Source organism: Aminobacterium thunnarium, from assembly GCF_055390565.1.
In genome coordinates this window covers 63849-78434 of the sequence record NZ_AP042412.1, presented here as the reverse complement: position 1 = coordinate 78434, position 14586 = coordinate 63849, and the positions used below count along the sequence as shown (strand labels likewise).

Here is a 14586-nt window from a genome sequence, read left to right as displayed (position 1 = left end):
AAAGAGAGAGGAGGGAAAATATGACAAGACATGGTGGAATTTTGCTGCCAGTTTTTTCTCTTCCATCTCCATGGGGCATTGGCGATGTGGGATCTCGTGCCAGGAACTTCGTAGATTGGCTTGCCCAGGCAGGCCAACACTATTGGCAAATGCTGCCCCTGACACATACAAAAGAAATCTTCGGGAATTCTCCTTATAGCAGTCTCTCTGCCTTCGCATGTTCTCCCCTACTTGCAAGCATTGAAGATTTAATTGATGAAGGTTTGATCTACCCCAATGAAATTCCCCTCTTCAATGAAGAAAAGGTCGGCAAGGTGCACTATGGTCTGGCTGAAAAGCTGAAAATGCCTCTTTTGGAGAAAGCCTTTCAGCGCTTTATCCAACGGGCTAACATGGATCCCCTTTATCTTTTTTGGGAAGAACAGCGATGGTGGCTTAACGATTTTGCCCTTTTTATGGCTATTCGCCATAGAATAGAAGATGATCGATGGAACTTATGGCCAGCTTCCATCAGACAAAGAGAGAAGCAAACTTTAGATACGATCAGATCAGAAGAAAAAGAGTATATCCTTTTTACCGTATTTGTTCAGTATGTCGTATTTTCTCAATTTCAAAAATTACGTTCCTACTGTCGTTCCCGAAATGTTGAACTCATTGGAGATCTTCCCATATACGTAAGTTTTGAAAGTGCAGATGTATGGGGTTGTCCTGAAATGTTTCAACTGAATGCTGATATGACTCCCATCGCCGTATCAGGAGTTCCACCTGATTATTTCAGTTCTACGGGGCAACGATGGGGGAATCCTCTATATCGATGGGATTACGCTCAAGATAATTCTTTTCATTGGTGGATAAAACGACTCGAACATGCGTTGCACTTTTTCGATCTGGTCCGCTTCGATCACTTTAGAGGATTTCTTGCCTACTGGAGTATCCCATATGAAGAGAAAACTGCTGTAAAGGGACATTGGGAAGAAGGCCCGAACGACAACTTTTTTTCCGCAATAAAAGAGAAATTCTCAACTATGCCCTTCATTGCCGAAAACCTGGGAATTATTACCCCTGACGTAACTGAAGCCATGAAAAGATACGATCTACCCGGGATGCTCGTTTTACTCTTTGCCTTTGATGAATCGATGCCTCGTAACCCATATATTCTGCATAATCATACTCCCAACAACTTCATATATACGGGAACACACGATAATAATACTGTAAAAGGTTGGTTTGACGAAGACTCCACCACCCAAGAAAAAGAAAGGCTAAGCACCTATACCAATACGCCTCTCGATCGCAACAACGTAACAACCGTTCTTACCCGGCTCGCCCTCATGTCTGTAGCTGACACAGCAATTATTCCTCTTCAGGATTATCTCAATCTGGGGAGCGAAGGAAGAATCAATACTCCATCAACAATAGAAGGGAACTGGCAATGGATGTTAACGGGAAAAGAATTAACAGATTCTCTGGCTGCATCTCTTCATTCCCTCATGACCGTTTATGGAAGGATATAAAGAAAGAAGGTGATGACCAATGCAGTTTCAGCCTCAAAAAAATTTAGGAAAATCTATACAAGATCTCCTTGAGCAAGATCCCTCCTTTCGAACTGTGGCGTATTTCTCCATGGAAATAGGAATAAAAACATCTATCCCCACATACGCCGGTGGTTTAGGTATTCTCGCCGGAGATATATTAAAAAGCGCTGCAGATATGGGAGTTCCCATGGTTGGAATCACTTTGCTCTATCGAAGAGGGTATTTTGAACAAGAATTTAATAATGAACAATGGCAAACAGAAAAACCTGTTCTTTGGCATCCTGAACAGGAACTTACGCCCCTCCACAATAAAGTTTCTATTAAAATTCAAAATCGGGATGTCAACATACAGACGTGGCTCTACGAAATTGCAGGTTCATCCGGATACTCTATCCCAATATACTTTCTTGATACTGATATAGAGTCAAATCATCCGGAAGATCGTCAACTCTCATGGTATCTTTACGGTGGGGAAACCCTCTACCGCCTATGCCAAGAAATAGTTCTTGGTGTAGGTGGACTTCGAATGTTGCGAGATTTAGGCTACAACAACATAGAAACATTCCATCTCAACGAAGGGCACGCCGGCTTCCTCTCTTTGGAACTCATGAGAGAAATGGGATATTACGATCCGGCAAAAGTCAGAGAACACGTTGTTTTTACAACTCATACCCCTGTAGCAGCAGGGCACGATTTTTTTAAATACGAGCTCATTGAAAAGGTTATGTCTTCAGATGCTTTAACAACACTTAAGAGAATGATTCCTTCAGAGGGCGTCTCTATGACCGAATTAGGCCTTCGATATAGTCGATTTGTAAATGGAGTCTCAAAAAAGCACGCAGAAATAAGCCGTAAACTTTTCAATGCGCCTACAATTCAAAGTGTCACCAATGGAATACATCCTACAACATGGGTCAGTCCTGGGATGAGAAAGCTTCTTTCTCGTCACATTCCGGGTTGGGAAAATGATCCAGGTCGTCTTGTCCAAGCTCTGACTCTTCCCTCTGATGAACTCTGGTCTGTACATCAAGCATCTAAAATGCGACTTCTTGCATATATTCTCGAAGAAACGGGAGTATCTCTCAAATCTGACATTTTAACAATCGGTTTCGCACGTCGAGCTGCTACATATAAACGAGCTGACCTCATTTTTTCTAATCTAAAAAAACTCATAGAGATAGGAACAGGTAAAATTCAGCTTATTTTTTCCGGTAAAGCCCATCCTAAAGACGATGGGGGCAAAGCCCTTATACAAAGAATAATGAATACGTCAAATAAAATCAAAGACTCTATACTCATGGTTTACCTTCCAAATCACACAATGGAGCTTGGTCGTCTTATTACCCAAGGAGTAGATATTTGGCTCAACACTCCACTTCGTCCAAGAGAAGCTTCAGGTACAAGCGGAATGAAGTGTGCTTTAAATGGGGTCATGAATTTTTCTGTTCTTGATGGTTGGTGGATTGAAGGCTGGATAGAAGACGTTACAGGCTGGGCCATTGGCCCAACGCCCAGCGATACAGATCTTCATGCCTATGACGAATCGAAAGACGCCATAGATCTTTACGAAAAACTCGAAAAGAAAATTATCCCTGCCTATTATTCAGATCGGGAGCATTGGATAAGAATGATGAAAAATGCAATCGCGCTGAATGGCAGCTATTTCCATACTCATAGAGTTATAAAAGAGTATTGTGAAAAAGCCTATGGGATTTCATTTCGTGGAATATAAGGAGGTGCTACTTTTATGAAAATTTTGCATGTAGCCAGTGAAGTAGCACCTCTTTCAAAAGTTGGAGGTCTCGGCGATGTTGCCGGTTCTCTTCCCAAAGCTCTCCACAGGCTCGGAGCTGATGTAAGAATCATAACTCCGGCATGGCCTGGCGTTCTCGACAAAGCTCGTGAAGAAGGGAAAAAGATTACTCGCCTTCCTCCTCTTATTCATGTCGCGTTACAGTGGCATGTCATTAGCGCTAAAGTATGGAAAACGATAATAGAAGATGTTCCTATTTATATTATTGAAAATAACTCGCTCTTTGAGAAAATACCTATTTATCCAGATGAACTCACTGTTGAAAGCTCTCTCCCATTTGCTTTCTTTTCTCTTGCTGCTCTTGAACTCGAACAAAAGAGCCGTTGGGATCCCGATATTATCCATTGCCATGACTGGCCTTCGGCCCTCGTCCCTATTAGTTTTAGGTGGCATAAATTTTATCGTACCCAAAAGCCCTATCCTCTAACTGTATTGACCATACACAACATTGCCCATCAGGGAGTGCTTCCTTTTCACGTACTTGAAGAGTGGGGAATCGATACACAGTCATTCTCCATTGATGGTCTTGAATTTTACGGGCATGTCAACCTTCTAAAAGGAGGTATTGTAACTGCAGATAGTGTAACAACAGTCAGTCCGCAATATGCAGAAGAAATTCAAACCCAGGAAATGGGCTTCGGACTTGATGGTGTTATCAAAGAAAATAAAAACAAATTATATGGAATCTTAAATGGAATAGATGATACGTGGTCTCCTGAAAGAGACCCTCTTCTCTCATGTCACTATTCATCTGAAGAGTTAAATGGCAAGAAAAATTGCCGGAAAAACCTTCTGGAACAACTGGGATGGGAAGATGACGAATCTCCGCTTCTTCTTTCAATTAGCCGTTTAGCCATGCAAAAGGGGTATGACATACTGATTCCGGCTCTCGATACTATAAGAGATATGGGAATTCGATGTCTTTTTATAGGAAGCGGCAATCCTCTCTTTTCCACTTCTCTGCGTGAAAAAGCCACACTTTACCCAGATCGTATCTCTTTTTTAAACGGTTTTCATGAAAAATTTTCTCACCTTGCCTATGCGGGAGCAGATATGCTTATTATGCCTTCACATTTTGAACCATGCGGCCTCTCTCAGCTCATAGCCCTACGATATGGAACTGTGCCGGTTGCACGAATGACAGGTGGAATTATAGATACGATTCTCGATGCAGATCACTTCTCTGATGGCTACGGATTCACTTTCTCACCATATACAACAGAAGCTCTCGTTAAAACGGTACAACGGGCCCTTGATGCGTTCAAAAATCAGAAACGCTGGGAAGAAATTATGCAACGAGGCATGGTAAAAGATTTTTCGTGGAAAAACTCTTCTCAAAAGTATTTTGACTTGTATCAAAAAATGTTACGCGAAAAAAGGCGGTAGAAAACCTTCTACCGCCCACCATTAACTCCATTAACCTGAAAAATGGAATTCCAATAGTCTGAGAAAAAACGTGCGTACTGTTTATTATCAGCAAGTGGCTTTTCCAATTGAACTCTTATATCGTCAGAGATCTTTGCCGAATGAGCAAATTGTTCCCCCGCTTTTGTCAAAGAAGAAAGATACAAGGAGACGGCATCATGAACCTCTTCATTTTTGTTGTGAAGGAAGTCGGCCTGAGACCTGTACATCTCAAGATCAAGCTGCATTCCTGATATATTTTGTGCCCAACGTTCAAAATAGCTGTGAAGAGGAACAAAAGCCTCTTTTTCAGAGAAACTTCCACTTGCCATAACAATGAGGGAAAGAGGCTTCTCCCTATCTCTGAAAATGAGCTTCACTTGGCCTGTCTCTTCAGAAATTTCAGGCTGGAAGCAGGGCATAAGTCGATCAATAAAAACTCTCATAATAGAAGTCATACCCGAAAAATGAAGGGGAGTGGCAAGCAAAATAGCATCAGATTCTATAACTTTCTTCCGCAACTCCCGCATATCATCCTGCAAAATACAACGCCCAGGGGTCTTTGTCCAACAATAGAGAGACCCTAAGCACGAATGGATAACTTTATCTACAAGCACAACAGAAGATACTTCTGCTCCTCCATTTCGAGCTCCCAACAAGAAATTTTCTATCATAATCGAGGTAGCGCCTCGTCCTCCACGAGGGCTACCATTAAAAGCTACAATTTTCAAACATCCCACCTGCTTTTCACAATAAGTCTTTATAGTGCTATTTCTTTAGTATATTCTTTAAACCTTCCTGAATAGCTTCTTCTAAAAGGTTTTCAGGCTTCTTTTCTGTTTCTCCAGTGGAATCTTTAGGCGGAGCTATCTGCTCTTCAACAGCTGAAGGTTGTGTTCCTTGAGGCGTTGTTTTATCCACTGTCTGAGGCGCCGGAGCTATTTTGACATTAGAAACAGATGGCTTCCCTATCGTTCCGCCTACATTAAAAGAAATATCTCTAAAATCAGATTTTTCAAGTCCAGCTTTTGCTCCTGTAAGAGCTCCCTTCAAGATACCCTCAAGAGATGACGTTCCACCAGCGCCTAAAATACCGGCAACACCTCCGAACAAAGCGTTTAAAACCTGAATATTAGCGTTTCCCTGACATTGAAGAGCTAAAGTTGTATCGAAACCTACAGGCCCTGAAGCTTTAAGGAAACGATATATAGGATCATTCTGGAACGCTGTTGCTTTTGCATTATCGAGTATAATACGTCGCGTTTCAACCCGGAAAGGAGCCACAACTGAAGCAAAACGAATTGCAGATTGGCCATAAAGTGATGCTCCCAGTTTTACCGCTTTGAAGTCACTAATAGAGCCTTCACCTATATGTACCTCTCCTTTACCGTTAAAGCTCAATCCTTTTGCCATGCGCCCTGAAAGCGACACATCGCCCTTAGCTTTGCCGTTAATATGTCCTTCAAGTCCTCCTGTTGCATCTTGCAAGAGAGGATCAACATTTACATTTTCCATATGTACAGATTTTGTAAATGTGCCTTTGGCAAGATCAATTTCACCCTTACCTGAAGCTGTTCCCCCATAAAGTTCTGCGTGCGCATTTGCAAATATAACATTCATACCTTTTAATGTGAAAGGATAAGAAATATTCGAAAGCTTGAGGCCAGCAAAAGATAGAGAAGGAGCTGATAATGATCCTTTCCCCTCACTTGACACTCCAGAAAAAGTTCCATCAAAATCAACGTTAATCGTTCCAGAGGGTTTATACGCAGCCATCTCTTTTACACCGGAAGTAAGAGCAGCCGCATCCAACCCTTTTCCAGAAAGAGAAAGGGTCGCTTCCGGAACATCTTTCTTTAAATTAAACGTTCCTTGAGCGGAGACAGTACCTCCTCCTACAGATGCATTAAAGTTTTTCAACGACATTTTCCCCATGTTGCCTTCCACAGCACCGTTAAGGTTTGTAAAAGCAAAACCAGAGAAAACAGTTCTGGGAGAAGAGAACTCTGCCGATATCGATGGGTTATCGGCCTTACCTTTAACTGCCGTCTTTCCGCTTAATGTTCCAGAGAGAGAGTAGGGAAGCTTTCCTGCCCTCGCCAGCACGGCTAAATCTCCTTCTTTTATTTCAAAAGTAAGATCAAGATCTGCTGGGGCCTTAGGCTGCAATTTCACAGATCCAGAGCCAGATATTTCTCCAGATCCCAAACGAGCCGTAAGTGTACTAAGAGAAATACTCTCTTTCGAGGCATCGATACGAGCCGCTATCTTTTCTGCTCCTACACCTGCAAACCCCAAGGATCCAGCCTTAACATCAAGCTGAACCTGTTTGGGAATCCCCTCTTTCAGAGCGAGATCTGTTTGCAAAGAAAAATCTGCTACATGCCCCTGTTCCATAAAACCTAAACGAGGGGAAACAGCAGAAAGTTGTATCTTCGGAGAAGTTGTCTTTCCTTCTATGCGAGCCGTCGCTGTTACGTTTCCCCGTAAAGCATAATTTTTCAACTCAGGGAAAAAGGGTTCAAGATTTTTAGGGTCAACCTCAGCTGCCTGCACGGTAAGGTTTAAAGAGGGAGAGGGGCTTCCCACTCCTGCTATCGCACCTTTACCAGTCATTGGTATATTACGCCAACGTCCACGAGCCGAAGAGAGAGTCAGCACATCTTTCTCGAAAACAAAGACAACGTTAAGATCATTAAAAGCCTCTTCTCCATAAGAGAGTCGATCAGACCATGTTCTGCCTTCAAGGCGGGGGGCAGTTACAACACCCTTAATACCAACATCAGCGCTCACGGCCCCTTTAGGAACAATTTTCGGGGCTTTAGGAAGAGAAGCTGTTATTTTGCCTACATCTATACTTCGAGCCTTGAAAAGAATATCAAGACGAGGATTTTTTTGTAATTGGCTCACAGATCCGCTTAACGCAAGTGACCCTCCATCAATAACGGAATTCCCTTTGATTGTTGCTGTGCTTCCCTTGAAAGCCACATTGGCAGACGTATTTTGTAGCTGCTGACCATAAGCTTCTATCTGAGCGGCTTTCAGATCTATATTCCCTGCAAGAGTTGTCGGAGACCCCTTCACAACCACTGAAAAAATATCAACTTTTCCCTTAGCGGAAGCTAATGCTGGAACGGTTTTCTTTAACTCTTCCAAAGAAGCATTTTTCCCTTCCAATGCGATATCAATAAATGGGGCTTTCCCCGGAACAAAAGCAAAAGCAGCACGCCCACTAAGAGGAAGAGCCAAAGCTGTTCCCTTTAAATCTTCAAGATTCAAACGAAAAGCTTCATACCTCCAATTACTTTCCACTGATTGTACGGGATATCCTGCAAGAGACGTTCCTGAAAAGGAAAGATGACCGGAAAGAATAGGGTTATTCCATATCCCTTCTGCAATGAAGGATGACGAGAAAAGACCATCATAGGCGCTTCCTCGTAATGTGGGCCAAAAAAGAGCAAGCTGAGCTACGTTCAGTTTCTCTATCTCGCCCTTAATGGAAAGGCTTGGAAGAATAGCACCCTTCGCCATTATCCTTCCCTCTCCAATTTTCATATTAAGATCCTTGAATTCAAGAACTTCTTTCTCACGTCTAAGGTTTATTCCACCTTTAATGGGAACGGTATTCATTAATAAATCTACATCGGCTTTTATACCATCTTTGCTTAGATCAAAATCCGTTTGAGCAATAGTTGTCTCTCCCCAAGGAGTATGGACTCTGCCATTTCTAATAGAAAGAGCCTCTATAGGAGCTTCTCCTTCTCCAGGTTTCATCTTTATTGCAGCGAATTCCTTAGAGAGCTTCTCTGCATCAACATCAAGACCATGAATAGTAACCCGAGAAAGTCGGGGTGATCCTGAAAAAACAGACATAAGATTCACTTTTACTCCCAAAGAATCAGCAGAAAGTAATAATGCTCCCTTTTTACTCAGGGTGATTTCATAAAGGTTGTAGCCTTTTAAAGGATTACCTGTAACGCTTTCAATAGCCAAATCAGCACCAAGAATTTCAGAGACAGCTGTTGTCGCTTCCCGTCTGACAATATCTCCACCAACGTTCATACTCCCTATGATAAGAAGTATTCCGACAACTCCAACGGCTATAAAAAGCGCGAGTGTCATTTTTTTACTTCGCTTCATTTATTACACCTCCTTATACGCCACAAAAAACGTTTTTCCGTTTTTCTCTACGCCAGGCACTCATCATAAAGTTTTCCTTCGGCTACCATAACAGCCTTGCCTTTAAGGTAGGTTTTACAATAATTTCGCTTTTCATCAAAGGAAAAAGAAACCCAGTTGTCTCCCCCTGGATTATGCACATGTATAGGAGAAGTCATTTCCAACACAATAGATGCCGCTACGGCAGAAGCCGCAGACCCCGTTCCACAAGAGAGAGTCAGATCTTCAACTCCACGCTCGTATGTCACTACCTTGAGTTCAGATTCTCCTACTCGCTGAATAAAGTTAACATTTGTTCCGTTGGGGAAACGTTGTGTATCATAACGAACAGTTCGCCCGATTTCGACTAACGTCTCTCTTGAAAAATCTGTAATATTTTCTATAAAAAGAACGCAGTGAGGAACGCCTACGATCAGATAGACAAAAGGAAATGTCTCACCACCTACATTCAGGCTTTCTCCCCAAAACCCCTCTGATAAATCAACATTCCCCATATCGAGTTCCACAAAGGGAGCTTCAACTTTAGCGTGAATAGGGCCTGCCAAGGTTTCAAAAGACATACTTTCTCCCGCTAATTTTTTTTCCCAAGCATAACGAGCAATACATCGAGCCCCATTTCCACACATTTCGCCCTCAGAGCCATCCCTATTAAAGAGACGCATTCTAAAATCTTCATGCTCCGATTTCTCAACAACTAAAAGGCCGTCAGCACCAACAGACTCGCAACGTCGACAGATACGTTCTGCCAATTGCGAGAGAGCTAATGTCCCCATCTGATTGTCTCTATTATCAATAACAACAAAATCGTTGCCATTACCCTGCATTTTTGTAAATTCTAACATAACCGACACCTCGTATTCTGCATTAAAAATGGCAGAGGAATCTCTCCTCTGCCATTATTGTACCGTACCAATTAAAAGTTCGCGTCAGTAAAAACTCAGGCTTTTTCTTCGATTGGTTTCGAAACAAAGAAGAAAAGAGAACATGACGCAACTGCTCCCAAAACGAGAGAGAAGAAAACAGGAAGTCCGAAACCAATGAGGACATAACCTGCTGCCGCTCCTGCAGCAGCCACAAAAGCATAGGGAATCTGAGAGTTCACGTGATCAACGTGGTCAGAACCACTGAACATGGAACTCATGATTGTAGTATCAGAAATGGGACTGCTGTGATCTCCCCACACGGCGCCAGCAAAGACAGCTCCAATCGTAGGAAGTAATATTTCAATAAACCCTGCATCATGAATTTGCGTAACGTTATAAACGAGTGGAACAACTATTGGCATAAGTACGCCCATGGTTCCATATGATGTTCCCGTACAGAATGAAATGATAGCGCCAGTAAAGAAAGTCAAAAGCGGAATCCATGCTGGCGAAAGGGCATTTCCTGCTATTCTGACTATGTACTGAGCTGTTCCTACCTCTTTAATAGCCGATCCGATAGCCCAGGCAAAGATAAGGATCAGGGTTCCAAAGAAAATAGAACTCATTCCTTGCATGAAACCGGCGAAAAGTCTGTTCCAGGAAGCTAGTCTCTGAGCTTTAAAGAAAACGAGGGTAAGGAAAACAGCGCCGAAAGACCCCCAAACCAAAGCCTTTGAACTGTCGCCTTCTCCTACAGCCGTAGCCAAAGAGACATTTGGCCACCCGCCGGTAACAATAAGCATGAGGAAAATCAACCCAACCATAAATGCGAGGGGAACCAAAAAATTAACAATGCGTCTCGGCGTTCCTTCCTCTGGTTCGAAATCTGCATGCTTAGTTGTAATAAGAGGTTTTGCTCCCTCCCGAAGAACCTGCCCCGTCTGTCTGGCTCTCCGCTCTGCATGAAGCATAGGTCCCATATCTCGCTGTGTATAAATAACAAAGGTTAAAAGCACAAGGGCAATAATGTTATAAAACACATATGGAATAGAACGAAGATATGCTACATACGGAGAGTAGCCTATCTCAAGAGCATTAAACTGATTACCAATCTGTCCAACCATATAGGCAACCCATGAAGAAATACCTGCAATACAGGCAATAGGAGCCGATGTCGAATCAACGATATACGACAATTTTTCTTTAGAAATCCGATATTTATCAGTAATAGGACTCATTGTCGTTCCCACAACGAGCGTATTGACGTAATCTTCGAAGAAGATGATAAAACCTGCAAGTTCGGTAACGAGCATTGCTCCGCGAACACTCTTGATCTTCTTGGTAATCCATTGAACAGTGGCTTCAATACCACCGCCAATTTGCATTATCCCTACAAGTCCGCCCATGGTAAGGCTGGTAAGTACAATTCTGGCTCCCCAAGGATCACCTAAATTATTCCACAGCAACTCCACAGCTTTTCCAAAACCTACAATAGGGTTCCATCCTGCCATCATCGTTCCTGCAAACCATGCACCAATAAAAAGAGAAGGAATTACCTCCTTTGAAAGAATACAGAGCCCTATGGCAATAAGAGGAGGCAACAAAGAAAGGATTCCGAAGTCAGGCTTGACCTCGCCTTCCGCTGCCCATGCGATCCCGGTCATAAACAGCAACCCCAGAATTGCTGATACACTCAGGATAAAAACTCTTTTGCCTCTGTTTCTCTCGTCCATCACCATACCTCCCTTATTTAAGAGTTAGTACCCTATTACCTGTGCAAGAGCGAGAAGTCCCATTTGAATAAGATACGCAAATCCAAAAAGAGGAACAAAAAATTTCCACCATTGATCTAACGTTACATGTGCAATACCACACATAATTACGATATTGGCTGATGTAGGGAAAAGAAGATTGGAAAATCCATCGCCATACTGGAAAGCCAGAATTGCTGTCTGCCTTGTCACGCCTAAAATATCAGCCAAAGGCGCCATGATCGGCATTGTAGTTGCCGCCTGTCCAGACCCGGAAGGAATAAAGAAGTTAATGAGAGTCTGCGTTATAAGCATGCCCTGCGCCGATATAAAACGAGGCAACCCTGAAAGAGGTAAAGAAAGACCATATATAACGGTATCTATAACATTTCCCTCTGCCAATACAACCAATACGCCTCGCGCCAGTCCCACTACAAAAGCTCCACCCACAACATCACTGCATGCACTTGCATATTCTTTCGCTATTTTGTTTGGAGACCAACCAGCTACAAGTCCACTTGATATTCCCATGGTTAGGAAGAGACCACAAAGCTCGTTGAATCCCCACCCCAATTTAAGTGTTCCGTAAACAAGAAGAACCATCGTTACTGCAACAATGGCCAAAACACCTTTGTCTCGCCATGTTGTCGTGTTGCTCATTATTTCTTCTCTGTTCATCGCGATATGGCTAAAATCGGTTCCATTTACAATGCTTAATTCTGGATTTCTTTTTACCTTTCGAGCATATCGAAGAGTCCACCAGATAGCAATCGCAGTAAAAAGAGCCCAATGGAAAAATCTAAAGCCAAGCCCCGAAAAAAGAGGAACCTCAGAAACTTTCTGTGCAATTCCAACAGTGTAAGGATTGGTCATGGATGCTGCAAAGCCAACACCGGTAGAGAGACCGACAATGGCTAATCCCACCATGGCATCGTATCCCAGCGCAATCGCCAAACCTACAAAAAGAGGAATAAAACCATAAAACTCTGAAAACATCCCAAAAAGAGATGCGCCAAGACTGAATACGATAGAGAACAAAGGAATCAGAAGAACATCCTTCCCCTGCGTTACGCGTAACAACCAACCGACAAAACTGTTCATTGCTCCTGTCCGGACAACAATGCAAAAAGACGCATACGGCAGAAAAACAAGGAAAATAATGTCAGCAGCAGCAACCATTCCCTTATAAATTGAAATCATCGTTTCAAAAGGACTTACAGGCGACGATTCAACGGTATGATAGCTTCCCGGCACAAGAACTTGGCGTACCTGATTAGGGCCTATTTCCATAGCTTGTCTGTCAAATTGCCCTGCTGGCAGAAGATGAGTCAGAACGGCAGCCAGACAGATCATGATAAAAAGCAATACAAAGACGTGAGGAAGTTTAAACTTCTTTCGTGTTCCGGTACTTGTTTCAGTATTCGTGTCGGTGTTTGTGTCGGTCATTCTTTACATCCTTTCCGTTATATATTGATAAGAAATATTTTTAGAGCAAATGTTGAGGAATACCCTCTCCCAAAAGGAGGTCATCGTAGCTTTGACGATTCACAATAACGTGAGATTCTCCATTACGAACAAGAACAACAGCTGCTCTCGGAATACGGTTATAATTACTCGCCATAGAGAAGTTGTATGCGCCTGTATTAAATACCGCTAAAATATCGTCACGGCTGATGGTGTTAGCAACAAAAACTTCTCGCATTAACACGTCACCAGACTCACAACATTTACCTACAACTGTTACTTTTTTCTCAGCAGGTTCATCGGCTTTATTGGCAACAACTCCCCAATACTGAGCTCCATATAGGGCTGGTCTTGGGTTATCTGTCATTCCTCCATCCACACCGACATAGGTAATGCCCCCAGGAACATCCTTTATGCTCCCGACTCTGTACAGAGTGATGCCAGCTTCAGATACGATCCATCGACCTGGCTCAATAATGATCATGGGACGAACAAGCCCTGCCTTTTCACACTCTGTTGTTACGTGAGACATAATGGGATCGATAAAGTATTTGAGAGTGGTTCTCGTATCTCCCTGATGTTGAGGAACGCCAAACCCTCCGCCTATATTGAGTTCTTCTGTAACAAACCCCAGTTGTTTGAACATCAGATTCATTTCATTCACTAAAGCATCTACGGCCAAAACATGAGAACGATTACTCTGAAGTTGAGAGCCTACATGGAAATGGAATCCTTTAAGTTCAAGAAGATCGGAAGCCATGATCCGGCGAATCGTTCGCAGCAACGTATCACCAGCTAGCGAAAAGCCAAACTTGGATGTGGTATGTCCTGTAGCAATATATTTATGGGTTTCTGCATCAACTCCTGGAGCCACCCGAAGAAGAAGAATTGCTTTTTTGCCTCTTCGTCGTGCCGCTTCCTCGATAATATCTATTTCAGACTCGCTATCTGCAACAATACGTCCCACCCCGGTTTCCAAGGCAAGCTGAAGCTCTTCCAACGTTTTGTTGTTTCCGTGGAATACTGTTCTTTCCATGGGGAAACCGGCCCTATAAGCCGTATAAATCTCTCCTCCGGAAACAACATCAAGCCCCAATCCCTCACTGGCAATAATTTTGGCCATAGCCATAGTAAGAAAGGCTTTGCTCGCATAGACAGCTTTTGTGTTGGGATATTTATGAAGAAAATCTTCCTTCACTTCATGGCAACGCTCACGTATTGCTGTTTCCGAAAGCACATAAAGCGGCGTGCCAAAAGTATTGGCAAGCTCTACAGTATCGCAACCATCAAAAACCAAATGTTCCCTCGAACTCATTTTGTTTCCTCCTCAATATAAAAAAAGGACTCGTCCCCGAAGGGACGAGTCCTTGAACTCGCGGTACCACCCTGCTTAGATACATACACGTATCTCGCTCTGGTCTTATAACGGAGACTACCCGGGAACGTACTCCAGATATGGCTCTATCTTTTCCGCTCCAGCTCCACAGGTTTTAAGCTCTTCAGCCGTGATAAGAACACCTCTCAGTCCATCGAATGTTCATCCCTGGTATCACGATATGCCAAATGCGCGCCCTGTT

General features: G+C 43.0%; 9 protein-coding genes. 3 read left to right on the top strand and 6 right to left on the bottom strand.

Annotation, left to right across the window (positions count from 1 at the left end):
• The first annotated feature begins 20 nt into the window (after positions 1–20).
• From malQ to ACZ5GY_RS00300, 3 genes are read left to right on the top strand one after another with little or no spacing between them, the layout of a single operon-like run.
• Entirely contained in the window at positions 21–1514 is a 1494-nt protein-coding gene (gene malQ / locus ACZ5GY_RS00310; protein ID WP_464111906.1) for a 4-alpha-glucanotransferase, read from the top strand.
• A 19-nt stretch (positions 1515–1533) separates the two neighbouring features.
• Positions 1534–3267, top strand: a complete 1734-nt coding sequence (glgP, locus tag ACZ5GY_RS00305) for an alpha-glucan family phosphorylase (protein ID WP_213689918.1) — start codon at positions 1534–1536, stop codon at positions 3265–3267.
• Positions 3268–3282: 15 nt separating this feature from the next.
• Positions 3283–4734: a glycogen synthase gene (locus tag ACZ5GY_RS00300; protein ID WP_213695683.1), complete on the top strand. Its 1452-nt coding sequence runs from the start codon at positions 3283–3285 to the stop codon at positions 4732–4734.
• A gap of 8 nt (positions 4735–4742) precedes the next feature.
• Here ACZ5GY_RS00300 and ACZ5GY_RS00295 read toward each other — a convergent pair whose 3' ends face one another.
• From ACZ5GY_RS00295 to lysA, 6 genes are all read right to left on the bottom strand, one after another.
• The gene (locus tag ACZ5GY_RS00295; protein ID WP_213689920.1) at positions 4743–5483 is read right to left on the bottom strand and encodes a flavodoxin family protein; all 741 of its coding nucleotides are present in this window, start codon (positions 5481–5483) and stop codon (positions 4743–4745) included.
• A 37-nt stretch (positions 5484–5520) separates the two neighbouring features.
• On the bottom strand, positions 5521–8892 hold the full coding sequence (locus ACZ5GY_RS00290) for an AsmA-like C-terminal region-containing protein (protein ID WP_213699489.1): 3372 nt from the start codon (positions 8890–8892) through the stop codon (positions 5521–5523).
• 47 nt (positions 8893–8939) lie between these two features.
• Complete coding sequence (gene dapF, locus ACZ5GY_RS00285; protein WP_213699488.1) at positions 8940–9773, bottom strand: diaminopimelate epimerase; 834 nt, start codon at positions 9771–9773, stop codon at positions 8940–8942.
• Between the two features lie 95 nt (positions 9774–9868).
• Positions 9869–11527 (bottom strand): Na+/H+ antiporter NhaC family protein, encoded by a 1659-nt coding sequence (locus tag ACZ5GY_RS00280; protein WP_213695680.1) that lies wholly within the window; start codon positions 11525–11527, stop codon positions 9869–9871.
• A 24-nt stretch (positions 11528–11551) separates the two neighbouring features.
• Positions 11552–12991, bottom strand: coding sequence for a YfcC family protein (locus ACZ5GY_RS00275; RefSeq protein ID WP_213689924.1), 1440 nt, complete (start codon positions 12989–12991; stop codon positions 11552–11554).
• A 40-nt stretch (positions 12992–13031) separates the two neighbouring features.
• Positions 13032–14324, bottom strand: a complete 1293-nt coding sequence (lysA, locus tag ACZ5GY_RS00270; protein WP_213689925.1) for a diaminopimelate decarboxylase — start codon at positions 14322–14324, stop codon at positions 13032–13034.
• Between the last annotated feature and the right edge of the window lie 262 nt (positions 14325–14586).